Source organism: Dactylosporangium sp. NBC_01737 (genome assembly GCF_035963215.1).
Classification (GTDB): Bacteria; Actinomycetota; Actinomycetes; order Mycobacteriales; family Micromonosporaceae; genus Dactylosporangium.
In genome coordinates, this window is record NZ_CP109153.1 from 8880491 (window position 1) to 8905946 (window position 25456).

Here is a 25456-nt window from a genome sequence, read left to right on the forward strand (position 1 = left end):
CGGAGTGTGATGACTCAGGCGGCTCGGACCAGGACGTGCATGGCCGGGCCGCGGTGCGGTTCGATCACGCTGCAGTCGGGGAGAAGCTCCCCGGTGTCCTCGAAGACGATCACGCCGTTGCACAGGAGGCTCCACCCCTGCTCGGGGTGCGCGGCCATGATTCTGGCGGCTTCGTGGTCCAGGTCGGCGGCTGAGGGACAGGATGGTTGGTGCTGGCAGAGCATCGGGGGTCTCCGATTGAGAGGTTCAGTTGAGGCCTGTGTGGTTGTTCACATGACCAGTGATGCACGCTACTACGGCCAACGACACAATTCCGGACATGTGACGGCACAACTTGGGGATAATCCGCCATTCGTATGAGCACATTAGGACCGGTCGTCGGGTATCGACCCGGGTTGGTGGATCTCCACCCTCCCGGGTCGGCGTCGTCGTGCATCCCACAAGTATGGGAGCGTTCCCGGCTCGAGTGGCATTCCCGCGACGGCGGTGACCCGCTGTCGATCCTGTCGGCGTTCCTGACGGCGGCCGGTCTTCCCGTCAACGATCTGTCGCAATCACGGACGGTGACGGACACGGTGTGCGGCGCGGCGGTGCTTCTCGCGCCGCCGTCGTGCGTGGCGTCGCCGGCGCCGGGCGTGCCGGACCTCGTCGCCGTCGTCTACGGGCACACGCCCCCGCCCGCGCCGCCGGTGCCCGCGGCCCGTCCGGTGCCCGCGGCGCGGGTCGGGCTGTGGACGCCGAGCTGGAGCCCCGCCGAGCACGCGGCGGCGGTCTCCGCGGTGCGGGAGGCGATCGCCCGCGGCGACGTGTACCAGGCCAACGTCGTCGGTCACGCGAGCGCCCCGTTCGCCGGTGACCCCCGCGCCGCCCTGGCGAGGGTGGCGGCCCTCCCTGGCGCCCGCTACGGCGGTGTGCTGTCCGGTGGGGGTACCGCGGACACCGCGTCGTGGTGGGTGGCGTGCGCGTCGCCTGAGACGCTCGTCGAGGTCGCCGACGGCCGGGCGGTGACCCGGCCGATCAAGGGCACCCGGCCCGCGACCCCACAGGGCCGCGCCGAGCTCCTCGCCTCGGCGAAGGAACGCGCCGAGCACATCATGATCGTCGACCTGGAGCGCAACGACCTCGGCCGGGTGGCGCGCACCGGCACCGTGCGCGTCGAGGAGCTGTTCGCGATCCGCCGCTGGTCGCGGCTGTGGCAGGCCGAGTCGACGGTCAGCGCCCGGCTGGCCGCCGGTGTGGGGCTCGCGGAGCTGCTCGGTGCGGTGTGGCCGGGCGGTTCGGTGACCGGCGCGCCGAAGCTCGCCGCGATCGACGTGGTCAGCGCCCTGGAGCCGGTCGGCCGCGGCCCGAGCATGGGCGCGGCCGGCTGGATCGGTCACGGCCCCGACGGGCGGCTGCGCCTGGACCTGGGCCTGACCATCCGCACGGTCGCGGTCGCCGACGGGCTGGCGCACGTGTGGGCGGGTGGCGGCATCGTCTGGGACAGCGACCCGGTCGCCGAGGTGGCGGAGGCCGCGGCGAAGACCGCCCCGATCAAGGCCGCCCTGGCCGCCTGACCCGTGCGGGCCGGCGGCCGGGGCCGGCCCGTCAGACCTTGCCGAAGATGGCCGTCAGCAGGACCTCGTTGATGTCGAACGCGGTCTTGGACGTGTACAGGGCGCCGCCACTGACGCGGGAGATCTCCTGCAGGGACGTGAAGTCCGCGTCGTTGCCGTATCCGACGGTGACGATGGGGACCTTCCTTTCGCTGGCGGCGTTCGCCTCCAGCTTGGGCCGCAGCTGGTCGAGGGTGAGCCCGCCGGTGGGGTCGTCGTTCTTGCCGTCGGTCATGAGCACGACCAGGTTGGTGGCGCCGGGCTTGTACGCGTCGACGACGGCCTGCTGGGCCGCGGCGGCGGTGTCGTAGAGGCCGGTGTCGCCGACCGGGGTGAGCTTGTCGATCGCGGTGACCATCTGCTCCCGGCGTGCCTTGCCGTTGACCTGGTCGCCGACGCGGCCGATCGGGATCAGCTGCTTGTAGTCCTGCTGCCCGTTCTGCCGGGTGGAGAAGACCCACAGGCCGGCGTCGACGTCGCCGTCGAAGAGCTGCACGGCCTCGCGGGCGGCGTCCTTCGCCAGCTGCATGCGGTTGCGCCCGGTGCCGGGGACCTGCTCGGCCATGGAGCCGGAGATGTCCAGCACGAGCAGGACGTTGGTGGGGCGGGTCAGCGCCGTCCACGAGTCCATCGACTGCTTCACCGACTCGGGCAGCAGCACCGCCCGCGGCACGGTCTTGATCTTCGGGCTGAATGCGGCGTTGCCGGTGATCGCGGCGCCGGCGTCGCGGTTCGGGTCGCGGAACCCCGCGTCGAGGAACACCTTGCGCCCCGCCGGTCCGCGCAGGTAGGCGAGGAACTGCTTCGCGGCGTCCTGTTTGTCCTTCTCGGCCCACGGCGCGTCGAGGATCAGGTACGGGTTGTCGGCGTCGGCGCTGCCGTTGGACGGGTACACCGCGACGAGCGGGACCTTCGGGTTGGTCTTGTTGTACGCCAGGACGTCCTGCTCGAGGGCGGGGAACGCCGAGATGTACTGCAGCGCCTTGGTGCCGTCCTGGTCGTCGGCCTTGCCGAGGTCGTCCAGCAGCTGCGCGGTGGTGTCGGTGTAGACGGCGCGCTCCTGCTTGAGCTTGGCGAGGGTCGCCTGCTCCTCGGCGGTGACCTCCCCGTCGTCGTTGCCGTCGAGGATCGCCATGAGTGCGAGCAGCCCCGCGGTGGACTGCAGCGGGTCGCTCATCCCGAACTTGAACGGTCCCCAGTCGCCCTTGCCGTACTTCGCCCAGCCCTGCGGGTCCGCGGCGACCTTGTTGATGACGTCCTGCCAGGACAGCTCGCCGCCGGGCCAGCCGAGGGCCTCGGCCATCGGCTTGGGCATCGCCAGGACCGACGGGGTGCGCGCCAGCATCGGCTGGAGGTCCGGCATCATCCGCTCGGCGATCGCCGCGGTCGACGCCCGGCGCACCCAGGCGGTGGAGTCCGGCACCCACACGTCGGGCGGGGAGCCGGCCTTGCTGTCCCAGTCGGTGCCGAGGGCCTGCGCCATCGAGGCGGTCTCCCGGCCGGCGACATCGACGCGGGCGCAACGGCCCGCGACGGTCGGGTTGCTGTCCGTCCATGACCGGGCGAGGGACTGCAGCAGCGTCGCGGTGCCCGGCGACGCGACGATCTTCGCGGTGACGGTGCCGTTACAGGAAGCTTTGACGAGCCGGTTGACGCCGTATGCGGCGCCGCCGCCGACGAGCACGACGACGACCACGCTGATGATCAACGCCAGGCGTCGTGATCTGCGCTGAGCTGGGCCTCTGCGGTGTGACCGCACGTCCGCCCTGTCGGCCTGGTAGGCCATGGGTGTGCCTCCGGGGGTGGGAAGTCGGCATAGTTTAGGCCCTCGTCAACAGGGGTTCACGTCGCCCCGAAGTACGCTGTGACGTGTGACGATCCGACCGATCCGGGTGCTCGGCGACCCCGTGCTGCGCACCCCGTGCGAGACCGTGACCTCGTTCGATGCGGAGCTGCGGGCGCTGGTGCGCGACCTGCTGGACACGGTGACCGGTGAGCCGGGCCGCGCCGGCGTCGCCGCCCCGCAGATCGGGGTCGGCCTGCGGGTGTTCTCATACGCGGCGAACAAGCAGGTCGGCTACCTGATCAACCCGACGATCACGGCGGTGGACGGCGCCCAGGACGGCGAGGAGGGCTGCCTGTCGATCCCGGGCCTGTGGTTCCCGACGCCGCGGGCGATGCACGCGACCGCGGAGGGCTTCGACGAGCACGGCGAGCCGGTGACGGTGTCCGGCAGCGGCCTGCTGGCGCGGGCACTGCAGCACGAGACGGACCACCTCGACGGCGTCCTGTACGTCGACACGCTCAAGGGCGACGCCCGCCGCCAGGCGCTGCGCGCGGTCCGCTCCCAGTTCGCCGTCAGACGATGACGAACCGCGGGTGGGTCAGGCGCAGGAAGTCGTGGTGCGCCACCTCCCACCCGTAGGCGCCGGTGTTGGCGAAGACCAGCACGTCCCCGGCCCGCACCGACGCGACCGGCACGTCGCGGGCCAGGACGTCACGCGGGTTGCACTGCTCACCGGCGACGTCGACGGCCGCGTCGCTGACCTGTGGCCGCTGGAACGGGTAGGGCCACGCGTCGACGGGCAGCACCGTGAACGGGTGGCTGTACCCCCATGACGCCGGCAGCCGGAAGTGGTGGGTGCCGCCGCGCACGACCACGAACCACCGGCCGTGGGTCTGTTTCACGTCGAGGACCTCGGTGGCGTACCAGCCGGCGGCCGCCGTCACGAACCGGCCCGGCTCCACGACCAGCGTCGCCCCGTCAGGGAGATCAAGATCACTCAGCCCGGCGGCGAACGCGTCGAGGTCGAATCGTCCGGCACCGGCGATGTCGACCCCGAACCCGCCGCCGACGTTGATGATCGGGGCCGGCACGCCCCACCGCTGCGCGGCGCCGGCGGCCCACGCGACCGCGTCCCGCACGTACGCGGCGTGCGCGACCGCGTCGAGGTTGTTGGACACCGCGTGCAGGTGGAACCCGGCGACGTCCAGCCCGCCGGCGCGGGCGATGCCGACCGCCTCCGGCAGCAGCGCCTCGTCCAGCCCGAACTGCGTCGCCACGCCCGCCATCGCGTGGGTGCCCGGCAGCGCCGGGTGCGCCCGGTTGATCCGCAGGCAGACCCGCGCGGCTCCGTACACCGTGAGCCGCCGCAACTCGTGGAGGCTCTCGACGTTGACGACGGCCCCGGCGGCGACGGCCGCGCGCAGGTCCGCGTCGGTCTTGCCAGGCCCGCTGAACAGCGTGAACCGCGACCCGGCGGCGACGGCCGCGGCGAGCTCCCCGCCGGAGGCGACCTCGAGGCCGTCGACATGCGGCAGCAGCGCGGCGAGGACCCGGTCGTCGCCGTTGGCCTTCATCGCGTACGCGATCCGGGTCCCGGCCGGCAGCGCGGCACGCAGCGCGGCGACGTTGGCGTGCAGCACCGCCCGGTCGTACACGTACACGCAGACGGGCCGGTCGGCGGCCAGTATGGCGGCGGCCACGTGCGGGGGAACCACCAGAAGACTCCAGTCCGTGCACCGGTACGCTTGCCGACGATGCAGCTCGACGTTAGCGACCCGATCGCCCTGTGGCAGTACGCGGAACGGTATCTCGGCGTCGGGACCCGCACCTACAGCCCCTACGCCGGTGACCTCGACATCGACGACGCCTATCACCCGCAGCGGGGCGCTGCTTCGTTCCAGCTCCCGACGTTCCTCGTCCCCGGCAGCGTGCACGTGACCGCGCCGGGTGTGCTGTCGCTGTATGAGGGGCTCGTGCCGGTCCATCCGAACGCGCTGGACGCCCCGAACCTGGTCGGCCGTGACGTGCTGCTGGCCTCGCCGCCGGGCCCGGTCCTGACGGCGGTGCCGTCGGCGAACGCACGGACCGTCTTCGTCACGGCGGTCGACGGGACGCCGGTCGAGCCGCACTTCGTGAAGCTGCACTACCCGCGCCGCCTGTCCCGCTTCACCCGCCGCCTGCGCCGCCCGGTGATCGAGCTGCAGCTGTGGGTGTCCGACGAGCTCGTCCGCATCGGCGCGCCGGTCCTGCCGGAGGTCGGCGGCGGCTGGTTCGGGTCCGGCGAGGACGCGTGGGGCTACCTGCTGCGCGCCGCCCGCCCGCTTGCCCCGGCGCCGGCGTGCACGGTGCCGCTGTTCGCCCTGTACGGCCGCGACCTGCACCACCCGTCGGACCCTCCGCTGCTGGAGCAGCTCGTCGCCGCGTTCGGCGAGGACCCGACGTCGTTCGTGGCGGAGCGGATCGTGGTGCCGATGGTGCGGCTGTGGGCGTCGGTGGCCCTTGCCACCGGCTGCCCCCTGGAGACGCACGGGCAGAACACGCTGTTCGCCTTCGACGTGCAGCGCCGCGAGACCCGCATCCTGTACCGCGACTGCGCCATCTACGTCGACGCGGCCCAGCGCGCGAGCCTGGGCCTGACGGGCCCGCTGCCCCCGACGAACGTGATCCCGCGCGACGTGCCGATGGCCGCCGACGAGGTGTTCAGCCTCACGTACGACAGCTTCATGGGCCACCACGCGCTGTCCTACGTGGCCGCGCTGGCCTCTGACCGCTGGGGCGTGCGGCCGGCGTCGCTGCACGCGGCGGCCAGGGCTGCTTTCACCGCCCGGGACCTCCTGCCACCGACGGTCTTCTACTACGACAACGTGCTCTACGAGAACAACGACTGGAAGCTCGTCGACACCGGCGAACGCCCCGACTGGCGCTGAGCCACCGCCCCGCTTTTTCGCATGACGACAGTCCTGCGGCGTCATGCGCTCTGGAGCGTCCTTGAGTGGTGTTTGCCCTCGCTGGGTGTCGCCACGGCCGCCGGGCGATCTTACGACCGTGATCGAAGGACAGCGGCGGTCGTCCCAGCGGCCAGGGGTGTCCTTGGATCAAGCGATGCGTTGACCACGGCCCAGCGGCGGGGTGGCGGCCCGCGCACGGGAGTTTTCCAGTCGGCGGCTGCGGTTCGGTGCCGGCGGACGATCTTGCGACCGTGATCGAAGGACGGCAGTGGCCACCCCAGCGACCACAGGCGTCCTTCGATCAAACGGGCGAGGTGAAGATTGCCCGCACCCCACCGCAGGGTGAGTCCAGGTATGCACGTCGAGGCGCGCGGCTGACCTGCTGCGCCCGAAATCCTTCCGTGGTCGGCCGGGCGACCAGACCGCGGCTCCGATCACGACGGCGTGGCATGCGGCACGCCCGCCCGCCGCCATCGGCGGGCGGGGATACCGCGCGATGACCGCATGTCCGGCGTGGTGAACGGATCCGTTGTTCGCTCGCGAGGTCTCAGCGCGCAATGGCGGCCGGACTTTGAGCGGGTGCCCGCGCAGGCGGTTGGCACACCGGAGGCGCCGCTGTCCGCGCCGCGGAGTGCGTGACAGCTGCTCGGCGCGGCCGTGTGACCTTGGCGACGCAGCCTCTCAGCTCTGGAGCAGTGCCGGTGTCTGCCTGCCGCTGCGGTGCCCGGACCGCGAAGTGCCGACCCAACGGGCGGAGTGATTGCCGGGCCTTGGCACCGTCAGGCCGCCGACGCCGACGCCGACGCCGGAGCCCTTGCCCTGTCGCCTCGCCCTGCCCGGCCCGGCCCAGCCAGTCTGCGCGTTCTGCGTGATCTGTCAGGTCAGCGCAGCGGGTTGGGGATCTGGCACCACAGGTCCTGGAGCGGGTCGTCGGCGAGGCGCATCGCCGTGGTTGCCTTCAGGGGCCAGGTGCCGGCGAAGCACGCCTTGCGGTCGTCGGTGTCGGTGACGGCGTCGCGGACGGTCGCCGCGACCACGTCCCACGCGACCTCCGCGTGCCGGTCGCCCAGGGCGTGGACGAGCTCGGTCAGCACGGTCGACAGCGCCGCGGCGAACAGTTTCGTGCGCAGCTCGTCCTCGTCGTGGGTGGGCAGGGCGCCGATGAGCGGCGGCATCGGCAGCCCGGCGCGGTCGAGCCGCCCAGGGTGGACGTGCAGGCCGCCGAGGTCGCGATACCAGATCGTGTGGGGTCGTCCGGCGCGGATCTCCAGGAGGGTGTTCTGCCCGTGGGCCTCGAGGGCGACGCCGTCGCGGAGCAGGTCGAACAGGGGCGGCAGCAGCAGCTGCACGAGCTGGGCGAAGAACGTGGGGGTGAGCAGGTCGGGCCGGTGCGGCAGCAGGGCGAGGGGCAGGACGAACGCGCCGGCGGGCGGTGCCTGGCGCCAGACGGCGCCGAGGGTGCGTTGCGGGGCGCCGTGCGCGTCCAGGACGGTCGCGGCCGTGGTCTCGCGCAGGATGCGCAGGCCTCGGGTGCGTGCGGCGAGGGTGGCGACGAGGTCGGAGGCGAGGGGGCCGTTGTGCACGGCGGCGGCGGACAGGGTCCGCACGGCGCTGGTCATCTGGACCTCGACGGCGGTCTTGACGTGCTCGCCGGGGGTGTCGAGCGGGGCGAGGGTCCGCAGCGACATGAGGGGCCTGGCGGGCAGGTCACGGCCGGTGTCGCGGACCAGGCCGGTGGCCAGGGCCCGCTCCAGCTGCCACGGGTGGACGGGCAGCAGCGGCGGGCGGGGTGTGCCGCCGGTGCGCCACCGGGCGGGGTCGACCTCGACGACGCGCAGGCGGACGGTCGGGTGGTGCTCTGGTGCATACGCCAGCACGTCGGCGGTGGTCATCCCGATCCTGGTGCGGCAGCACGGGTGCAGCGGATGGCCGTCCACGACGGACTGCTCCAGCGCGACGAGGTCGCTCCCGGCGGCGGGGGCCGCTACGGCAAGACCCAGGGCGAGGTTGGCGACGCTGTTGTCCAGCTCCCGCACGAGCCGGTCGACGTGCCCTGCGGGGCGCAGCGACTCCAGGAGCCGGGCGGGGTGCGTGTGTGCGACACCGTCGGCGACGACCGTGTCCGGCACGGCGCCGAACAGCGCCGGCGCGGGCGTGCTGAGGCGCCGGGTGTCGATGACGCCCTCGCGCCACAGGGCGCCCCACAGGCGGCGCAGCACTCCCGCCCGAGCCTGCGGCAGCGCGTCTGCAAAGGCCAGGTGCAGGCCTGTATGGCGCAGTGCCTGCAGGGTCGTTCGTTCGTCTGGTGCCACCTGCGGTTCCACACGCTAATCCTAGCATCCTAGGACGCCTTAGACGACGTGCCTGACGGCACGCCTATGACCCTTGTCTGCGACAAGGAGCGGCTCGGGGCGGCTCGGGGCGCGAAGGGCTGCTGGGAATCGCGTCGGCCGTTCGGTCAGATATGTCCCTGCGGCGAACGGGCATCGCGTTCACCTGCGGAAATGCTGTGATGTACGCGAGGATCAGCTTGGAGCACGGACGCTTCGGGAGGCACCCCATGGAGATTCGACAGTTGTCGTCGGCCACGCACGCCGCTGTGCAGTCCAAGACGACGAACTCGCCGGCCGTCGAGCCGGTCGCACCGCCGCCGAAGGGTGGGCTGCCGGGGTCGCAGCAGGTGCTCAGCCAGCTGACTCCGGGGGACCGGGCGGCCATTTCCGGTCTGACGGGCTATCACCTGTCCCCGACGGGCGCGGTGACGAACGTCGGGGGGATGCCGCCGTGGTCGTTCATCATGGCGTTCGCCGCGTCGCGGACCGCCGCGCAGCCGCCCGACGAGGATGCGAAGCCGTCGGACGTGAGCGTCGTCGAGCACGTCGACGTGACGGTGTAGCAGGTTCGCGCCGGGCGTTGAGCGCGCCGTGGTGCTGGGTGTAGGTGACCTGGTGACGACGGTTGGAGACGCCGATGTCCGGTGTTCGTGCTGTTGAAGGCGCAGTGGGTGGCGTGTTCGACGCACTGCCGTGAGCGGGTCACGGTGCGGTGGGTGGCCGACGGTCCCCGCCGGCGGGGCGCTCGCCCCTCATGAGACGTGCGCCGCCGGCCGGGAGACGGTCGGCGGCGCTTTCATGTTCGGCCCCTTGACCTTGTCACTGTGACAAGGTCTTGACTGGGCGCGGAGGTGATCGCAGTGAACTCGACACACGGCACTGCACAGGACCCGCGGCTGGTGGATGCTTTGGGTGCCGGCGATTCGTCGGTACGGCTGCAGGCGGCGCTGGCCGCCGGCACGCGTCCGGATGGGGGTCTGGTCGATGTGCTGGTGGAGCGGTGCGCGGTGGAGCCGGACTTCTTCGTGCGGGACATGCTGACGTGGGCGTTGACCCGGTTGCCGGCGGAGGTGACGGTGCCGAGGCTGCGTGAGGAGTTGCGGTCGGGGCGTGCGCAGGCGCGGAGTCAGGCGTTGCACACGCTGTCGAAGATCGGGGACCGTGGTGTGTGGCCGGCGATCACGCGGTCGTTGCTGCACGACGCCGACGATGAGGTCGCGCGCAGCGCGTGGCGTGCCGCGGTCGTGCTGGTGCCCGCCGGGGAGGAGCAGGGGCTGGCGGTGGATCTGGCCGCGCAGTTCGGGCGTGGTGACCGGCACGTGCAGTTGAGTCTGAGCCGGGCGCTCGTCACGCTCGGCGACGTCATCGAGCCGGTCCTGCGGGCGGGTGTGGCGAGCGCTGATCCGGTGGTACGCGCGCATGCCCGTGCGACACAGCGGCTGTTGCTGGACCCGGACGCCGGTTGGGAGCCGGCCGTGGACGAGGCGAAGCGGATCGTTGCACTCGGTGCGGATGGGGTACGGCGTGCTGATCGGTGAGGTGGCGCGCCGTTCGGGTGTGAGCACGCGGATGTTGCGGCATTACGACTCGTTGGGGTTGGTGCGGCCGACGGGCCGGACGGTGGGTGGCTACCGCGAGTATTCCGGTGAGGACATCCGGCGGATCTTCCATGTGGAGAGTCTGCGGTCGCTGGGGTTGTCGCTGCGGCAGATCGGTCGTGCGCTGGAGGATCCGGGGTTTGCGCCGGCGGCGTTGGTCGCGGATCTCATCCGGCGCACGGAGGAGCGGTTGCGGCGGGAGCAGGAGCTGCTGGAGCGGTTGCGTGCGGTTGATGGGTCGGCGGCGTCGGGTTGGCAGGGTGTGTTGCGCATCGTGGAGCTGCTCAACGGGTTGAGCTCGCCGAGTGCCGCCCGCCGGCAGCAGGCTGTGCTGGCGCCGTCGGAGGGTGTACCGGTGCCGGTCGAGGTTCTTGCCGGGGCGGTGCTGGCGGAGTCGGATCCGAATGTGGCTGGTGCGTTGCGGTGGGCGCTGGCGCGGGCGGGCGGTGACGGTGTGGCGAGTGTGGCGTCGGGTGTCGTTTCGGAGGATGTGGAGGTGCGGCGGCGTGCGGTGCTGGCGCTGGCCGCGTTGTCCGGTGATGAGGCGTCGGCGGTGCTGGCGGGTGCGTTGGAGGATCCGGACGTGGTGGTGCGGCGGCGCGCCGCGCTGGCGTCGGGTGCGCGTGGTGAGACCCGGGCGGTGCCGACGCTGGTGGGGATGGTGGTCGAGGGTGTGAATGACGTGGAGGCCGCGGAGGTGCTGGGGGCGTTGTCGCTGGATGCCGGGTCTGCGGAGCGGATCCTGGGTGCGTTGGTGGATGAGCTGGGCGTGCATGCCGCGGATTCGGCGGTGCGGATCCGGCTGGTCCAGGCCCTGGCTGAGCTGCCGGTGGGTGTGGCGGAGGGTGTGCTGCGGGATCTGACCGGCGATGCTGATCGGGCGGTTGCGTTGTTCGCGGCGGCGTTGGTGGGTGGGTCGGGCGGTTGATGGGTGGGTGCGCCGGCACGCCGACGGCCTGCGCACCCAGGTTCCAGCTTAGGGTTCGGGTATGACTGTGGAGCGGAATCCGTTGTGGCGGGGTGTCGCGGTGGCGTTGGTGACGCTGTTCGCGGAGGACGGTTCGGTGGATGTGGCGGCGACGGCGCGGCATGCCGAGCGGTTGGTGGCGTCGGGTGTGCGGGCGGTTCTGGTGGCGGGGTCGACGGGTGAGGCGGACGCGCTCGGTGATGGTGAGCGGGTGGCGTTGGTGTCGGCGGTGCGGCAGGCGTGTCCCGGGGTGCCGGTGATTGCTGGTGCGGGTGGTGCGTGGGCGGGTCCTGCGGCGGAGCTGACGGCGGCGTCGGTGGCGGTGGGTGCGGATGCGGTGCTGGTGGCGCCGCCGCGGCGGGCGGGTGATCTGCGGGTGTTCTATGAGCGGGTGGTGTCGGCGGCGGACGGGCGGCCGGTGCTGGCGTATCACTTCCCGATGGTGGCGGGTGGTGCGGTGCCGGTGGAGGTGTTGCCGTCGTTGCCGGTGGCTGGGGTGAAGGATTCGACGGGGGATGCGGAGCGGTTGCTGCGGTTGCTGTCGGAGTGGGACGGCGCGGTGTACGTGGGTTCGTCGGCGCTGGTGTCGACGGCGGGGATGCTGGGTGCGGCGGGTGCGATCCTGGCGGTGGCGAACGTGGCGGCGGAGGACTGTGTGGCGGCGTGGGAGGGTGACGCGGCGGCGCAGCTGCGGTTGACGGGTCCGCATGTGGCGGCGAAGACGGGTTTCCCGCACGGGTTGAAGCGTCTGGTGGCGGCGCGGTTCGGCACGTCGACGGCGTCGCGGATGGGCTGAGGCGGGCCGTCCGGGTTACGGTCCGGTTTCGGGGTGTAAGAAGCAGCTGCGGTGTGTTGACCGGGCGTGGTCGGCGGATTTCCATGGGTGTATGGGTGACGACGCGCTGGTGGCGGAGCGGTCGGGTTTGGTCTCGTCGATGTTGGCGGTGATCGATCGTCGCGACTGGGGTGACCTGGCGGCGCTGGTCACGCCCGATGTGGTGTATCACCGGCCGGGTTGCCCGCCGATCGAGGGTGCGGACGCGTTCGTGGCGTTCTACCGGCGGCGGTGCATCGTGTCGTCGGGGCGGCATGCGGTGGAGCGCTGGGTCGACGGCGGCGACCAGGTGTTCTGCTGGGGCCGTTTCGACGGTATGTCGCATGCCGGTGTGCCGTTGAGTGAGCTGTTCGCCGACTGGTTCGAGCTACGCGACGGACGTATTTCCCGCCGCCGCACGTTCTTCTACCGCCCGGCGATCTGATCCGGCGGCTCCCTGCCGCCGGCCGCTGCGGTGATTGGGCCGTCAAGGGGGATGCCGGTCGGTTGATGGGGAACCGGCGGCGGGCGTCGGCCCGCTGTCCCGAGCTGCGGCTGGCGGGGCCGTCAGCATGCGGGGACCGGTGATGGGTCAACTCCGGTGCGTCGGGGCTGGCACGGGTGCGCCGCTTCGCGGGCGTTGCCCGCGCCGGGTCCGCGTCGGTGTGCAGGGCATCCCCGGAGTGGTGCACCGGCCGCAGGGTTGCCGTCGGTGATGAGACCACCGGCGGCCGCAGCGCCCGGCGGCCGTCAGAGCGCAGTGGGCGGTGGCGAGGCTGCTCGAGCGCACACAACGCCGTCGTGCTGTTGCCGGCACCGCACGGTGCGTGCCCGCGCGACGTCCCCCAGCAGGACGTCACCCGGCTGGGGGTCACCGCATCCGCACACGACGCCACCGCTCCGGCGGCTCGGCAGCGCCCGGTGACCCCGATGTCCGGTGACCCCGGTGCCTGGACCTGCTGCCGGATCGCCGCTCCGCGGACTCCGCAGACCTCGCCGACTCCGCGGCGTCCGGCCACCTCCTTGCCTTGCCGGACGCCTCTGCCTGGCGCCATCCTCGGATCTCCCGGGCCGGCGAGCCTGCGCTTCCACGGGCGGCTCCCCGACGTAGGTCGCGCCGATTCCCCGCCCGCGGTCGGACTCCGCTGGCCCTTGGCCTCCGGGTGTGGCGTCAGTGGAGGGCTGCGCTCACTGGAGGGCGAGGTCGCGGCGGAGGGCGGCGGCGGTGTGGGAGCCGTCGGTGCGGGTGAGTTGCTCGGGGGTGCCTTCGAAGACGATGGTGCCGCCGCCGGTGCCGCCTTCGGGGCCGAGGTCGATGATCCAGTCGGCGTTCTTGATGATGTCGAGGTTGTGTTCGATGACGATGACGGAGTTTCCCTGGGTGACGAGCCGGTCGATGATGGCGAGGAGGTGGGTGATGTCGGACATGTGCAGGCCGGTGGTGGGTTCGTCCATGACGTAGACGGTGCTGGTTTTGTGCAGTTCGGTGGCGAGTTTGACGCGTTGGCATTCGCCGCCGGACAGGGTGCTGAGGGGTTGGCCGAGGGTGAGGTAGTTGAGGCCGACGTCGTTGAGGGCGTGCAGGGTGGGCTGGAGTTTGGGTTCGGGGAAGAAGGTGGCGGCTTCTTCGGCGGTCATGTTGAGCACGTCGGCGATGGTGTGGCCGCGGAGGGTGTGGCGGAGGACTTCGGGGCGGAAGCGGGCGCCGTTGCATTCTTCGCAGGTGGTTTTGAGGCCTTCCATGAAGGCGAGGTCGGTGTAGATGATGCCGAGGCCCTGGCATTTGGGGCAGGCGCCTTTGGAGTTGAAGCTGAACAGGCCGGCGTTGACCTTGTTGGCTTTGGCGAAGAGGGTGCGGATGTCGTCCATGATGCCGGTGTAGGTGGCGGGGGTGGAGCGGGTGGAGGCGCCGACGGCGGTCTGGTCGATGACGATTGCGGTGGGGTGTTGGGTGAGGAATGCGGTGTTGATGAGGGAGCTTTTGCCGGAGCCGGCGACGCCGGTGATGACGGTGAGGACGCCGGTGGGGATGTCGACGGTGAGTTTTTTGAGGTTGTTGGTGTTGGCGTCGGTGATGGTGAGGGTGCCGGTGGGGGTGCGGACGTGGGTGTTGAGGGGGAGTCGGTGGCGCATGTGGCGGCCGGTGGGGGTGCGGGCGTAGGGGAGTGCTTCGAGGGTGCCTTCGAAGACGATTTCGCCGCCGTGGGTGCCGGCGCCGGGGCCGAGGTCGATGATGTGGTCGGCGATGTCGATGACGTCGCGGTCGTGTTCGACGACGAGGACGGTGTTGCCTTTGTCGCGGAGTTTGCGTAGCAGGGTGTTGAGGCGGGTGACGTCGCGGGCGTGCAGGCCGATGCTGGGTTCGTCGAAGATGTACAGCATTTCGACGAGGGCGCTGCTGAGGTGGCGGACCATTTTGATGCGTTGGGATTCGCCGCCGGAGAGGGTGGCGGTTTCGCGGTTGAGGCTGAGGTAGCCGAGGCCGATGTCGATGAGGTTGCCGACGCGGTGGCGGAGGCTGTCGACGATGGGTGCGGCGGTTTCGTCGGTGAAGAGGCGTAGGACTGCGACGAGTTCGTCGGCTTCCATGGCGGTGAGGTCGGCGATGGAGTAGCCGTCGATGCGGCAGTTGCGGGCGGCTTCGTTGAGGCGGGTGCCGCGGCAGGTGGGGCAGGTGGTTTCGGTGATGTAGTGCTGGGCGGCGGTGCGGGTGCGGTCGGACATCTGTGAGGTGTCGCGGCGGATGTAGAGGCGGTTGAATTTTTCCACGACGCCTTCGTAGGTGGCGTTCATGGTGGAGCCCTGGATGTCGAGGGGGACTTTGCCGGTGTGGTGCAGGAGTTTGTGCCACTCGTCGGTGGTGTAGTCGGTGAGGGGTTTGTCGAGGTCGAAGTAGCCGGAGGCCTGGTACATCTTCCAGTACCAGGTGGTGGGTTGGAAGTCTGGGTGCAGGAGGGCGCCGTCGTTGAGGGAGCGGTTGCGGTCGATGAATCGGTCGAGGTTGAGGGTGGTGGTGCGGCCGATGCCTTCGCATTCGGGGCACATGCCTTGGGGGTCGTTGAAGGAGAACTTGTTGGATGGGCCGAGGTGGGGTTGTCCGGCGCGGGAGAACAGCAGGCGGAGGATGGCGGCGATGTCGGTGATGGTGCCGACGGTGGAGCGGGAGCCGCCGCCGAGGCGTTTCTGGTCGACGATGACGGCGGCGGAGAGGTTGTCGATGGAGTCGAGGTCTGGCTGGCCGTATTTGGGGAGGCGGGCGCGGGCGAAGGCGGTGAAGGTCTCGTTGAGTTGGCGTTGGGCTTCGGCGGCGATGGTGTCGAAGACGAGGGAGGATTTGCCGGATCCGGAGACGCCGGTGAAGACGGTGATGGCGTGTTTGGGGATCTGGACGGTGATGTTCTTGAGGTTGTTTTCTCTGGCGCCGATGATGGTGATGCGGTCTGTGGCGGGTTGGGTCAACGTCGCTCCTCGTGTGCGGGGACGGCGGAACGTTACACTATACGCCGTAGACTGTTGGTAGGTGCAGTTCAGCGAACACGGCCCGGTGGTCGCTGCCGGGCACGGCGCGGGTGCCGACGTCGCCGATGCCGATGCGCCGGTCGGCGAGCACGTGGTCCAGGGTCACCCACGGCACGACCGGCAGCAGCAGCGGCTGCCGCTGGAACGGCCACGTGGGTGCGAGGCCCCGCCCGCGCGTGGCCGCCGCGTCGCGGTAGCCGGTGCGCAGCAGCCGCCGCAGCGGCGCGTGGTCGAGGGTCGCGTTGAAGTCGCCGAGCAGCACCCGCGGCACGTCGCCGCCGGCGGGTGGCTGCACCGACAGGTTCTGCGCCCAGCAGGCGGTCTGCCGCCGCGGCGCGCACGGGTGCACCGACTCGACCAGGACCGGTCCGGCGCCGGGCACGTGCACGGTCGCGCCGGCCTGCAGCATCCCGCACGGGTGCCGCCGGGCGATGCCGTCGGTGCCGTGCGGGGTCAGCGGGTGGCGGCTGAACAGCGCCGAGCCGTTGCCGCGGCCGGCGGGGTGCGCGACCCGGAACGGCAGGAGCCCGTCGACGCCGGCCTCGTCCAGTGCGGCGAGCCCGCCGGCGGTCAGCTCCTGCACGGCCAGGACGTCGACGTCGTCGACCTTCGCCTGCTCCAGCACCGCGGCGACGTCACCGCGGTCGTAGAGCACGTTGGCGGTCATCACCCGTAATGTCGCCCCCTGCCGGGGACCCCCGGCATCCCCGGTATCCGCGGCGGCGCCGCTGGAGGCGAGCAGCCGCGGCACCACGACCGCGGACAGCGCCGCCCATGCCAGCACGCACACCAGCCACGGCCCGGTCGCTCCCGTCACGGCCGCCCACGCCGCGCACAGCAACGCGACCGGCGCCGCATAGGGCGTGAACGCCATCAGTTGCACCAGCGGCGTGCCCCGCTCCGCGCCGGTGAGCCGGACCACCGTGAACGCGGCCAGCACGGCCGCGACCCCCCACAACACCATGCGGCGAACCTACCCGCCAGGTGTGACGGTTTCGCTCAACCGCCGTTCCAGCGGGGTACGGAACCGGGGTGTCACCCGCACCGGCCCGATCCACGCCGCGAGCCGGTCCGCGGCCGCGGACACGGACACCTGCGACGCCTGCGGCACCTCGGACAGGAACTCGACGGCGACGCGGCCCGGCAGGTGCGCCCAGCCGCCGACGACGCGCCCGTCGGCCCACACCGTCGGGCCCGGGTTGCCGGTCCGGTCGAACAGTGCCGGCGCGTGCGGCCCCAGGTACCAGTCGCGGCAGGCCCACCCCATCATCGTCGGGTCCAGGGCCGGCAGCAGCGCCACCCACGGCGGCGGCTCCGGCACGTCGTCGACGTCGTCGGCGAGGACGACCCCGGTCCCGGCCGGCCCGTCGAGGGTGACGGTGACGGTGTCCAGGGCGGCGAGCGTGGCCCTGGTGTGGGTGAGGGTCCACCCGGTCCACCATTTGAGGTCCGTGACGGTTCCCGGCCCGTACCGGGCCAGCCACGCGTGTGCCAGCGCTGCCCGGGCGGCGGCGGGGTCGAGGTCCGGCAGCGGGCCGGGCAGCCATCCGTCCAGGATCTGCCACGTGTACTGGGTGCTGGTCCACGACCCGTTCGGGCGGCCCCGCACGATGCGGCCCTGCGCGGCGAGCAGCAGCAGGACCCGGCTGGTCACGTACTGGCTGCCCTGCGGGAACACCAGTTCGGTGCGTAACCGGGGCACGTCGGTGGACAGTTGCGCCGCTGTCGCCGCGCCGCCGCGGGCCAGCAGCGCCGCGAGGGTGGCGGCCTCGACGTCGGCGAGCCAGGCGGCGTCGCCGGCGCCGCACTGCTGCAGGTGCTTGATCAGCAGCCGCCGCTGCTCGGCGGCGACGGCGGCGGTCGCGGCGGCCTGCACGACGGGGGCGGTGCCGGTGGGCACGACGAACATGGTGCGGCGCATCCCCAGCATCCGCAGCAGGGTGCGCCGCGTGTACAGGGCGTCTTCCAGGGACGGCACGGTCGGTGCGGCGAGCCGGGCGGCGGCGGACAGGTACACGGTGGCGGCGTCGGTGGCGTGCAGCGCCACGAGGTCCGCCGCGACGCTGTCGGGGCCGGCGGTGCAGGGCGCGGCGAGGCCGTGGCGCCACCCGAGCCTCGCCCGGCGCTGCGCGTCACTGATGTGGGGGATCACCGGTGGAACGATAGTCAGCGTCGCAGCGAGTCCACGTACAGCGTGATGAGGACCAGCACGACGACGGCCAGGCCCAGGATGATCCAGACGAGCCCCGCCCCCATGCATTCGACGGTACCGATGAACGCCCCCGCGGGGCGTCGCACGTGCGGGTGACATACGCTGCCAGCCGATGAGCACCGCATTCGTCCTGGCGCACACCAGTCTGTCCCCGGTCCCGCTGGTGCCGGAGGTCCGGTTGCAGCTCGCCGACGAGGCGATCGAGCTGTGGCAGTACACGGAGAAGTTCGCCGGTGGGGTGCAGCTGCCGCCGCCGTTCTGGGCGTTCGCGTGGGCCGGTGGGCAGGCCCTGGCCCGGTATGTCCTGGACAATCCGCAGATCGTGCGGGGCCGGCGGGTGCTGGACGTCGCGGCCGGGTCCGGGCTGGTCGCGATCGCGGCGGTGAAGGCCGGCGCGGCGCAGGTCACGGCGGTGGAGATCGACCCGCTGGCGGTGACGGCGATGGCGGTCAACGCCGCCGCGAACGACGTCACGATCGACGCGCGGCTCGCCGACGTGCTGCCGGGTGACGGTGGTGACGCCGAGGTCGTCCTGGCCGGGGACGTGTTCTACAGCCGGGAGATGACCGCGCAGGTCCTGGGATTCCTGCAGCGGATCACGGCGAGGGGCGCGGACTGCCTGGTCGGTGACCCGGGCCGGGCGTATCTGCCGAAGGAGCATCTGCGGCTCGTCGCGGTGTATGACGTGCCGGTGCCGCAGAGCCTGGAAGACACGCCGGTGAAGCGGACCACCGTGTGGCGGCCGGTTCTCTAAACTGCGCATCGATGCGCCCCCTGCAGCCCGTCCAGCATGCCCTGACGCCGGCGTCCGGTGACTTCACCGACGCGTGGCTGGCCAACCGGCGCCTGTCGGCGCACACCCGCGCGGCGTACCGCCGTGACGTGCACCAGTTCCTGCACTGGTGCCACGGGCGGGACCTGGACCCGTTGCGGGCGTCGTTCCTGCACGTCAACGCGTATGCGCGGGATCTGGAATCCACAGTGGACGCCCGGACGGGGAAGGTCCTGGCGCCGGCGAGCGTGGCGCGGAAACTGTCGGCGTTGTCGAGCTGGTACGCGTTCCTGCTGCGGCTGCAGGCGGTGGCCGCGAACCCGGTCGGTGGCGCGGACCGGCCCCGGGTGGACCGGGACTCCTCCGCGACGGTCGGGCTGACCGGCGGGGAGGTCGACGCGATCCTCGCCGCCGCCGCGGCGCAGGGCGGGCCGACGGCGTTGCGGGACCTGACGATCCTGGCGTTGCTCGCCGACCTCGGGTTGCGCGTCGGTGAGGTCGTCGCCCTGGATCACGCCGACATCGGCACCGAGCGGGGGCACCGCACGGTGCGGTTCGTCGGCAAGGGCGGCAAGCCGCGGCGGCGGGCGCTGACCCCGAACGTGGTCGCGGCGTTACAGGAGTACCTGGCGGTGCGTGGTGACGGTGACGGGCCGCTGTTCACGACCGCGACCGGTGGCCGGGTCGACCGGCATGCGGTGTTCCGGCTGGTGCGGCGCCTGGCGAAGGAGGCCGGGGTGCCGGCGTGGGCGCGGTTGTCGCCGCACTCGCTGCGGCACGCGTTCGCGACGTCCGCCCGCGACGAGGGTGTGCCCCTCGAAGACGTGCAGGACGCGATGGGGCACGCCGACCCGCGCACGACCCGCCGCTACGACCGGGACCGGCACAACCTGGACCGGGACCCGGCGTACACGATCGCCGCGGCCCGGGCCCGACGCGGGAGGACGGCATGATCATCCGGGTGGCGGAGGTCGGGGACGTCGACGCGATCGCGGCGCTGCACGCCGACAGCTGGCGGCGGTACTACCGCGGCGCGTACGCCGACGCCTACCTCGACGGTGACCTGGACGCGGAGCGCCGCGCGGTGTGGCGGGCGCGGTTCGCGGACCGGACCGGGACCGTCACGTTGGTGGCCGAGGACGCGCAGGGGCTGATCGGGTTCGTCCACGTGAACCTCGACGACGACCCGCACTGGGGCAGTCTCGTGGACAACCTGCACGTCACCAGCGGCCGCAGGCACGGCGGTGTCGGCACCGCCCTGCACACCGCGGCCGTCGCCGCGGTCGTGGAGCAGGCGGCCGGCGCGCACCTGTACCTGTGGGTGCTGGAGCAGAACGTCGCCGCGCAACGGTTCTACCGCTCCCGTGGCGGCATCCACGCCGGGACGGTCCCGGTCGGTGGGGACCCGCGGCGGCTCAACGGGTCCCCGAACAAGCACCGGATGGTGTGGCGGCAGCTGCTCAGATGAGCTGATCGAAGTGGGTGTGCAGGTCCGCTGACACGTCGGCGCCGCCGAGGCGGCGCAGCGTCCACAGCGACGCGAGCAGCGCCGGCCGGTCGTCGCCGCGGTCCGCGGCCCACGCGGCGTGCTCCAGCAGCAGCGCGGCGGTGAGGGTGTCGGCGAGGCGCAGCGCGAGCCCGCGGGCGCCGGCGACGACGCGGCCGCTGCGGGGTCGGCGGCGGCGGTCGCGACGTCGGCGGCGACGCGGCGGGTCGCGGCGGTGAGGGCGTCGGCGACGCCGGGCAGGTGGGTGGTGGCGGCGTCGGCGGCGCGTTCGGCGCGGTGCAGGACGGGCCGGGCGCCGCTGCCGGTGGTGAGGGCGCGCAGCACGTCGACGGACAGCACGTTGGTGGTGCCCTCCCAGATCGGCAGGACCTGCGCGTCGCGGAGCAGCCGGGGGATGCCGGTGTCCTCGACGTAGCCGGCGCCGCCGAATGCCTCCAGGTATTCGCTGGCCGACGCGACGGCGAGCCGGCCGGTGAGCAGCTTCGCCAGGGGCGCGACGAGGCGCAGTTCGTCGCCGGTGGGGTCGGCGCCGAGGAGGGTGAAGGCGTGGGCGGCGAGGGCGAACGCGCCGGCGGCGTCGACGGCGAGGCCGCCGAGGGTGGCGCGGTGCAGCGGGTTGTCGGCGAGGACCCCGCCGGCGACGTGCCGGTTCGCGGCGTGGCTGAGTGCGTACTCCAGGCCGCGGCGCATCCCGCCGGCGGCCGCGGCGGCGTTGTGCAGGCGGGTGACGACGACGAGGGTCATCATGCGGGCCAGGCCGGGGACGGCGGGGTCGCCGAGCGGGATCGCGGGGGTGTCGTCAAGGCGGACCTCACCGGTGGGCACGGCGCGGGTGCCGAGTTTGTCCTTCAGCCGCAGGACCTGCAGGCCGGGGGCGGGCAGGGCGCCGTCGCCGGTGTAGCGGGGCACCAGGAACGGTGCGAGGTTGCGGCTGCCGGGGCCGGCGCCCTCGGGGCGGGCCAGGGCGACGGCCATCGCGGAGTCGATCGCGGAGCAGAACCACTTGTCGCCGGTGAGCAGCCACGTGCCGTCGCCGGCGGGTCGGGCGGTGGTGGTGGAGCGGGCGATGTCGGAGCCGCCCTGTGATTCGGTCATCCACTGGCCGCTGGTGACGGCGACCGCCGGGTCCATCGACGTGAGCCGGGCCAGCCACGGTGAGGTGGGTGCGACGGTGGACAGCAGCGCGGCGGCGCCGTCGGCCATCGCGACCGGGCAGGAGAACGTCGCGGACTCCGGCCCCCACAGGTGCAGCAGGGCGTGCTGCACGATGCGGGTGCCGGGGCCCCACGTGGTGGCGGCGTCGCGCTGGTAGGGCAGGGCGACGACGGCGTGCCGGGCGGCGGCGGCCCGTTGTGTCTGCCATCCGGCGGAGGTGTCGACGCGTTCGATCCGCTGGCCCCACGGGTCGAAGCGGGTCAGGGTCGGCGGGTGGGTCTCCGCGTCGTGGTGCGCGGCCCGTAGCGGGCCGAGGACGTCGGCGGACAGCGCGGCGAGGCGCCCTTTGGCCGCGGCGTGCCCGTCGGCGCCGAGGAGCCGGTCGAGCCAGCCGTGCAGCTGCCAGTCGCTGGTGTACGGGTCCCGCAGCGCCGGGCCGTCCTGCACGAAACGCGTCATGCCCTCGAGGTTACCGTCCGGTAATCGGCTAGACGAGGCGGAGTTGCCCGTCCGGGCGGGACGCGGGGCCGAGGTCGCCGACGCGGTGGTGGCGGCGGCACAGCACCTGGTAGCGCACGTCCGCGGTGGTGGTGTCCTCGTCGGTCTCGTCGGTGTCGCCGATGACGACCTGGTCGCCCTCGCGGGCGATGCCGCCGTTGACGACGCGGGCGTTGAGCAGCCCGGGCCGCCCGCACCAGCACAGCACCTCCACCTGGACGCGGGTCACCTCGTCGGCGAGTTCGAACAGCCGCTGCGCGGCCGGGAACAGGCTGGTGCGGAAGTCGGTGGCCAGCCCGAACGCGTACACGTCGACGTCGGAGGTGTCGACGAGGTCGGCGAGCTGCTCGATCTGCGCGACGGTGTAGAAGCTCGCCTCGTCGCAGATGAGGTAGTCCACGCGGATGCCCTGCGACCAGCGTTGCCGGACCAGGCCGCGGATGTCGAGGTCCGCGCCGACCTCGACGGCCTCCTTGCCCAGGCCGATCCTCGTGGACAGCCGGCCGGGGCCGGCCCGGTCGATGGTGGTGAGGACCAGGCCGCGGCGGCCCTGCCGGGCGTGGTTGTAGTCCATCTGCAGTGCCAGGGTCGACTTGCCGCAGTCCATCGGACCGTAGAAGAACTTCAGCGAGCCACCGCGTCGTAGCCGGCTGTCACCGGCGGCGACACAGGCGAGTGGATCTTCGTCGAGGGCGGGGGTGGAGGACGTCACGACACGGCAGCCTACTGTTCCCGGCGCAACGCCACCTGCTCCAGGCGGGCCCGCACGTCGTGACGTTCCGGGGTGCCCATCGCCTCGAACAGTTCCAGGGCCGCGCGGAGCCGGTCCGCGGCCAGCCGCGGGTCGTCGGTGCACACACCCAGACCCCGGTAGGCGCGGGCCTGCTCGTAGCGGTGCCCGATGCGCATCGCCCGGTCCAGGACCTGCGCGTGCACGAGCTTGCCGTCGGCGTACCGGCCGACGGCGGCGAGAGCCTCGCCGTAGTTGTTGCCGGCCTGGCACGCGACCGTCGGGTCCAGCTGCTGACCGTCCTCGTACGCGGTGCGCAGCAGGTCCAGGCCCCGTTCCCGCACGCCGAGCGCGACGAGGCTCGCCCCGAGGTGGCAGCGGGCCTCCAGCTCCGCGGCGGGGCCGAGGTCACCGCCGAGCTGCCGGCGCGCCCACGCCAGCAGCAGCACCGCCTGCCGGTGCCGGCCGAGGCGCTGCCGGGCCAGGCCGAGCTCGACGGCGCCGACCGCGGCCGGCCAGGTCAGGCCGGTGCGCCGGCCGTAGCCGACGATGCGCTGCGCGACCAGCGCCGACTCGGTGAACCGGCCGACCGCGCGGAGCATCCCCGCCAGGGCCGTCCACTGGACGCTGACGTGCCAGGTGTCCTCACCGGCGACCAGGGACCGTTCCATGAGGCGCAGCGCCTCGTCGAAGCGGCCGACGTTGAGGTACACGTAGGCGAGGTTCGTGCGGGCGCGTACGCCCCACGTGGGGTGCGCGACGAGGACCGCGAGGTGCCGCGCGGCGGAGGCGAGGTCACCGCCGCGGGCGTGCGCGGACGCGAGGTAGTTGTGGCTCATCGCGATCAGGTCCGCGTCGCCGAGGGTGGTGGCCGCGGCGAGGGCACGGCGGTGCAGGTCCAGGGACACGTCGTTCATCGAGTTGCGGAACAGGTACCCCCACAGCGCCCTCGGCAGCAGGACCGTGTGCCGGTGCCAGCCGAGCCGGTCGGCGAGGTGCGCGGCGCCGACGACGTTGGCCCATTCCAGGTCCAGCCACCGCCGGGTGTCGATCATGTCGGTGAACGTGGGCACGTGCGGGCCGACGACGGCGAAGTCGACCGGGTCACGGTCGCGGTTGCTCTCCCACACCTTCGTCGCCGCCGCGGTCGCCTGCAGGTAGTAGTCGAGCATCCGCAGCGTCGCGGGGTCCCGTTCGGCGTCGGTGTCGGCGAGGTGCGCGGCGTACTCGCGCAGCAGGTCGTGCAGCCGGAACCGGCCGGCGACGGGTTCGTTGAGCAGGTGCGCGTCGACGAGCTGCGCCAGCAGCGCGTCGGTGTCACCGGCGCCCAGGCCGGCGATCGTGGCGGCGACCCGCATCGACAGCTCCCCGGCCGGGTGCACGCCGAGGAGCCGGAACAGCCGCTGCGCGGCCGGGGGCAGCTGCCGGTAGGACAGTTCGAACGCCGCCTGCGGGGAGCGGCCGTCCACGGCGAGGTCGACGGCGGCGGGGTGGGCGCGGCGCAGCCGGTCGGCGAGGTCCTTGACGCTCCACGACGGGCGGTGCGCCAGCCGCGCCGCCGCGAGCCGCAACGCGAGGGGCAGGTGCCCGCAGAGGCGGGCGACCTCGGCGGTCGCGGCCGGGTCGGCGGCGGCGCGGGCCCCGACGACCGTGGTGATCAGGCGGCGGGACTCGAGCGCGGACAGCACGTCCAGGGACACGGGCCGGACCCCGTCGAGACCGGCGATGCGGCGGCGGCTGGTGACGATGACGAGACTCGCCGAGGACCCCGGCAGCAGCGGCAGCACCTGCGCGGCGTCGGCGGCGTTGTCGAGCACGACCAGGACCCGGCGGCCGGCGAGCTCGCTGCGCCACCGGGCGACGCGTTCGTCCGGGTCGGCGGGGACCCGGGCCGGTTCGACCCCGAGGTGCCCGAGCAGCAGCGCGAGGGCCTCGTGCGGGGGCAGCGGCGGGCGGTCGCTGTGGGCGCGCAGGTCCAGGAACAGCCGCCCGTCGGGGTAACGCTCGGCGACCCGGTGCGCGACGTGGACGGCGAGGGTGGTCTTGCCGACCCCGGCCATCCCGTCGATGCTGAGCACCGTCGGCACCGCACCGTCGAGGGTGAGGTCGCCCTCAGCGTCGTCGGCGGCGTCGGTACCGGCGGCGACGAGGTCCGCGACGAGGTGGTCGCGGCCCGCGTAGTCCGCGACGTCCCGGGGCAGCGTCCACGGCCGCGCCGCCGCCCGCGCCGGCGCTGCGGGGGCCGCGGCCGGTGACGGGTCGGGGTGGGGTTGCAGCAGGTCGTGGTGCAGGCGTTGCAGGCGGTCGCTGGGCGGCAGGCCCAGCTCGTCGTCGAGGGCGTCACGCAGCCGCCGGTACACCGCGAGGGCGTCCGCGGTCCGCCCGGCCCGCGTCAACGCCGTCATCAGCTGCTCGGCGGGCCGTTCCCGCAGCGGATGCTGCTCCACCAGCGCGGTGAGCTGCCCGATGAGCTCCGCGTGCAGGCCCAGGCGCAGCTCCACGTCGACGCAGTCCTCCAGGGCCGCGTCGCGGCGCTCCTCCAGGGCGACGGCGTGCGCCTGCGCGGCGGGACTGTCGACCCCGGCGAGCGCCGGGCCCCGCCACAGCTCCAGCGCGGAACGCAGCCGCGCGCGCGGTGCGCAGGTCCCCGGCGGCGGCGGCGGCGGCGGCGGCGGCCGGCCGGCGGCGACGAGCGCGGTGAACGCGAGCGTGTCCAGGTCACCGTCGGCGACGGCGGCGCGGTACCCGGCGGTGTCGGTGCGGATCACGTCCGGCAGCAGCCGCCGCAGCCGCGACACGCACGTGTGCAGCTGCGCCCGGGCCGTCGCCGGTGCCTGGTCGCCCCACACGGCGTCGACGAGGCGGGCGAGGGTGACGACCCGGTTCGGTTGCAGCAGCAGCATCGCCAGCAGCACCCGGTCGCGGGCCGCGGCGATCTCCACCGGCTGCCCGCCGACATCGACCGCGAGGGGACCGAGCAGCCGGTAACGCACAGATGGTCAATGTAGTCCGCGGGCCGCCG

Annotated in this window: 20 protein-coding genes and 1 pseudogene; 11 read left to right on the top strand and 10 right to left on the bottom strand. The window is 72.7% G+C overall.

Going from position 1 to position 25456, the window contains the following annotated elements:
• Positions 1-14 precede the first annotated feature (14 nt).
• Positions 15-224 (bottom strand): DUF5999 family protein, encoded by a 210-nt coding sequence (locus OHA72_RS40375; RefSeq protein ID WP_327001354.1) that lies wholly within the window; start codon positions 222-224, stop codon positions 15-17.
• 132 nt (positions 225-356) lie between these two features.
• Between OHA72_RS40375 and OHA72_RS40380 the strand changes: the two genes are divergently transcribed.
• The gene (locus tag OHA72_RS40380) at positions 357-1556 is read left to right on the top strand and encodes a chorismate-binding protein (protein ID WP_327001355.1); all 1200 of its coding nucleotides are present in this window, start codon (positions 357-359) and stop codon (positions 1554-1556) included.
• Positions 1557-1587: 31 nt separating this feature from the next.
• On the opposite strand, the gene OHA72_RS40385 is transcribed toward OHA72_RS40380, so the two are convergent.
• On the bottom strand, positions 1588-3303 hold the full coding sequence (locus OHA72_RS40385) for a substrate-binding and VWA domain-containing protein (RefSeq protein WP_327001356.1): 1716 nt from the start codon (positions 3301-3303) through the stop codon (positions 1588-1590).
• A 163-nt stretch (positions 3304-3466) separates the two neighbouring features.
• Here OHA72_RS40385 and def point away from each other — a divergent pair, with 163 nt between their 5' ends.
• A complete protein-coding gene (gene def / locus OHA72_RS40390; RefSeq protein ID WP_327001357.1) occupies positions 3467-3964 on the top strand; it encodes a peptide deformylase in 498 nt (165 codons plus the stop codon).
• On the opposite strand, the gene OHA72_RS40395 is transcribed toward def, so the two are convergent.
• Entirely contained in the window at positions 3954-5096 is a 1143-nt protein-coding gene (locus tag OHA72_RS40395) for a type III PLP-dependent enzyme domain-containing protein (RefSeq protein WP_327001358.1), read from the bottom strand. The two genes, def and OHA72_RS40395, sit on opposite strands and share 11 nt — an antisense overlap.
• Positions 5097-5135: 39 nt before the next feature.
• Here OHA72_RS40395 and OHA72_RS40400 point away from each other — a divergent pair, with 39 nt between their 5' ends.
• Positions 5136-6308, top strand: coding sequence for a hypothetical protein (locus tag OHA72_RS40400; protein ID WP_327001359.1), 1173 nt, complete (start codon positions 5136-5138; stop codon positions 6306-6308).
• A 902-nt stretch (positions 6309-7210) separates the two neighbouring features.
• On the opposite strand, the gene OHA72_RS40405 is transcribed toward OHA72_RS40400, so the two are convergent.
• Positions 7211-8653 (bottom strand): IucA/IucC family protein, encoded by a 1443-nt coding sequence (locus OHA72_RS40405; protein ID WP_327001360.1) that lies wholly within the window; start codon positions 8651-8653, stop codon positions 7211-7213.
• 236 nt (positions 8654-8889) lie between these two features.
• Here OHA72_RS40405 and OHA72_RS40410 point away from each other — a divergent pair, with 236 nt between their 5' ends.
• The 5 genes from OHA72_RS40410 (at position 8890) to OHA72_RS40430 (ending at position 12486) form a co-directional block, all read left to right on the top strand.
• Positions 8890-9225 (top strand): hypothetical protein, encoded by a 336-nt coding sequence (locus tag OHA72_RS40410; RefSeq protein ID WP_327001361.1) that lies wholly within the window; start codon positions 8890-8892, stop codon positions 9223-9225.
• A gap of 297 nt (positions 9226-9522) precedes the next feature.
• Complete coding sequence (locus OHA72_RS40415; protein ID WP_327011759.1) at positions 9523-10200, top strand: HEAT repeat domain-containing protein; 678 nt, start codon at positions 9523-9525, stop codon at positions 10198-10200.
• Positions 10187-11188, top strand: coding sequence for a MerR family transcriptional regulator (locus tag OHA72_RS40420; RefSeq protein ID WP_327001362.1), 1002 nt, complete (start codon positions 10187-10189; stop codon positions 11186-11188). Before OHA72_RS40415 ends, OHA72_RS40420 begins: the two co-directional genes overlap by 14 nt.
• A gap of 61 nt (positions 11189-11249) precedes the next feature.
• Entirely contained in the window at positions 11250-12023 is a 774-nt protein-coding gene (locus OHA72_RS40425) for a dihydrodipicolinate synthase family protein (RefSeq protein WP_327001363.1), read from the top strand.
• A 91-nt stretch (positions 12024-12114) separates the two neighbouring features.
• Positions 12115-12486 (top strand): nuclear transport factor 2 family protein, encoded by a 372-nt coding sequence (locus tag OHA72_RS40430; protein ID WP_327001364.1) that lies wholly within the window; start codon positions 12115-12117, stop codon positions 12484-12486.
• Positions 12487-13229: 743 nt separating this feature from the next.
• On the opposite strand, the gene OHA72_RS40435 is transcribed toward OHA72_RS40430, so the two are convergent.
• Genes OHA72_RS40435 through OHA72_RS40445 form a run of 3 tightly spaced genes read right to left on the bottom strand, consistent with a single transcriptional unit; the run spans position 13230 to position 17712 of the window.
• Positions 13230-15500, bottom strand: coding sequence for an ATP-binding cassette domain-containing protein (locus OHA72_RS40435; protein WP_327001365.1), 2271 nt, complete (start codon positions 15498-15500; stop codon positions 13230-13232).
• A 37-nt stretch (positions 15501-15537) separates the two neighbouring features.
• Positions 15538-16524 carry an endonuclease/exonuclease/phosphatase family protein gene (locus OHA72_RS40440; RefSeq protein WP_327001366.1) on the bottom strand — a complete coding sequence of 329 codons (987 nt, stop codon included), beginning with the start codon at positions 16522-16524 and terminating at the stop codon, positions 15538-15540.
• Positions 16525-16533: 9 nt separating this feature from the next.
• Complete coding sequence (locus OHA72_RS40445; protein WP_327001367.1) at positions 16534-17712, bottom strand: DNA glycosylase AlkZ-like family protein; 1179 nt, start codon at positions 17710-17712, stop codon at positions 16534-16536.
• Positions 17713-17884: 172 nt separating this feature from the next.
• Here OHA72_RS40445 and OHA72_RS40450 point away from each other — a divergent pair, with 172 nt between their 5' ends.
• Genes OHA72_RS40450 through OHA72_RS40460 form a run of 3 tightly spaced genes read left to right on the top strand, consistent with a single transcriptional unit; the run spans position 17885 to position 20012 of the window.
• Complete coding sequence (locus OHA72_RS40450) at positions 17885-18526, top strand: class I SAM-dependent methyltransferase (RefSeq protein WP_327001368.1); 642 nt, start codon at positions 17885-17887, stop codon at positions 18524-18526.
• Between the two features lie 11 nt (positions 18527-18537).
• Positions 18538-19497, top strand: coding sequence for a tyrosine-type recombinase/integrase (locus tag OHA72_RS40455; RefSeq protein ID WP_327001369.1), 960 nt, complete (start codon positions 18538-18540; stop codon positions 19495-19497).
• Positions 19494-20012 carry a GNAT family N-acetyltransferase gene (locus OHA72_RS40460; protein WP_327011760.1) on the top strand — a complete coding sequence of 173 codons (519 nt, stop codon included), beginning with the start codon at positions 19494-19496 and terminating at the stop codon, positions 20010-20012. The genes OHA72_RS40455 and OHA72_RS40460 overlap by 4 nt, the downstream gene beginning before the upstream one ends.
• 411 nt (positions 20013-20423) lie before the next feature.
• Here the strand turns inward: OHA72_RS40460 and OHA72_RS40465 are convergent.
• From OHA72_RS40465 to OHA72_RS40475, 3 genes and pseudogenes are all read right to left on the bottom strand, one after another.
• Positions 20424-21665: pseudogene (locus OHA72_RS40465) on the bottom strand (acyl-CoA dehydrogenase family protein); the annotation flags it as partial.
• A 28-nt stretch (positions 21666-21693) separates the two neighbouring features.
• The gene (locus OHA72_RS40470) at positions 21694-22332 is read right to left on the bottom strand and encodes a thymidine kinase (protein ID WP_327011761.1); all 639 of its coding nucleotides are present in this window, start codon (positions 22330-22332) and stop codon (positions 21694-21696) included.
• A gap of 95 nt (positions 22333-22427) precedes the next feature.
• Positions 22428-25427 (bottom strand): AfsR/SARP family transcriptional regulator, encoded by a 3000-nt coding sequence (locus OHA72_RS40475; protein WP_327001370.1) that lies wholly within the window; start codon positions 25425-25427, stop codon positions 22428-22430.
• Positions 25428-25456: the final 29 nt, after the last annotated feature.

Bases quoted from the DNA above. Each gene is read 5' to 3' on its own strand.
- OHA72_RS40450 (WP_327001368.1), top strand. From the start codon at position 17,885: ATGAGCACCGCATTCGTCCTGGCGCACACCAGTCTGTCCCCGGTCCCG.
- OHA72_RS40410 (WP_327001361.1), top strand. From the start codon at position 8,890: ATGGAGATTCGACAGTTGTCGTCGGCCACGCACGCCGCTGTGCAGTCC.
- OHA72_RS40425 (WP_327001363.1), top strand. From the start codon at position 11,250: ATGACTGTGGAGCGGAATCCGTTGTGGCGGGGTGTCGCGGTGGCGTTG.
- OHA72_RS40460 (WP_327011760.1), top strand. From the start codon at position 19,494: ATGATCATCCGGGTGGCGGAGGTCGGGGACGTCGACGCGATCGCGGCG.
- OHA72_RS40455 (WP_327001369.1), top strand. From the start codon at position 18,538: ATGCGCCCCCTGCAGCCCGTCCAGCATGCCCTGACGCCGGCGTCCGGT.
- OHA72_RS40430 (WP_327001364.1), top strand. From the start codon at position 12,115: ATGGGTGACGACGCGCTGGTGGCGGAGCGGTCGGGTTTGGTCTCGTCG.
- OHA72_RS40380 (WP_327001355.1), top strand. From the start codon at position 357: ATGAGCACATTAGGACCGGTCGTCGGGTATCGACCCGGGTTGGTGGAT.
- OHA72_RS40400 (WP_327001359.1), top strand. From the start codon at position 5,136: ATGCAGCTCGACGTTAGCGACCCGATCGCCCTGTGGCAGTACGCGGAA.
- OHA72_RS40375 (WP_327001354.1), bottom strand. From the start codon at position 224: ATGCTCTGCCAGCACCAACCATCCTGTCCCTCAGCCGCCGACCTGGAC.
- OHA72_RS40440 (WP_327001366.1), bottom strand. From the start codon at position 16,524: ATGGTGTTGTGGGGGGTCGCGGCCGTGCTGGCCGCGTTCACGGTGGTC.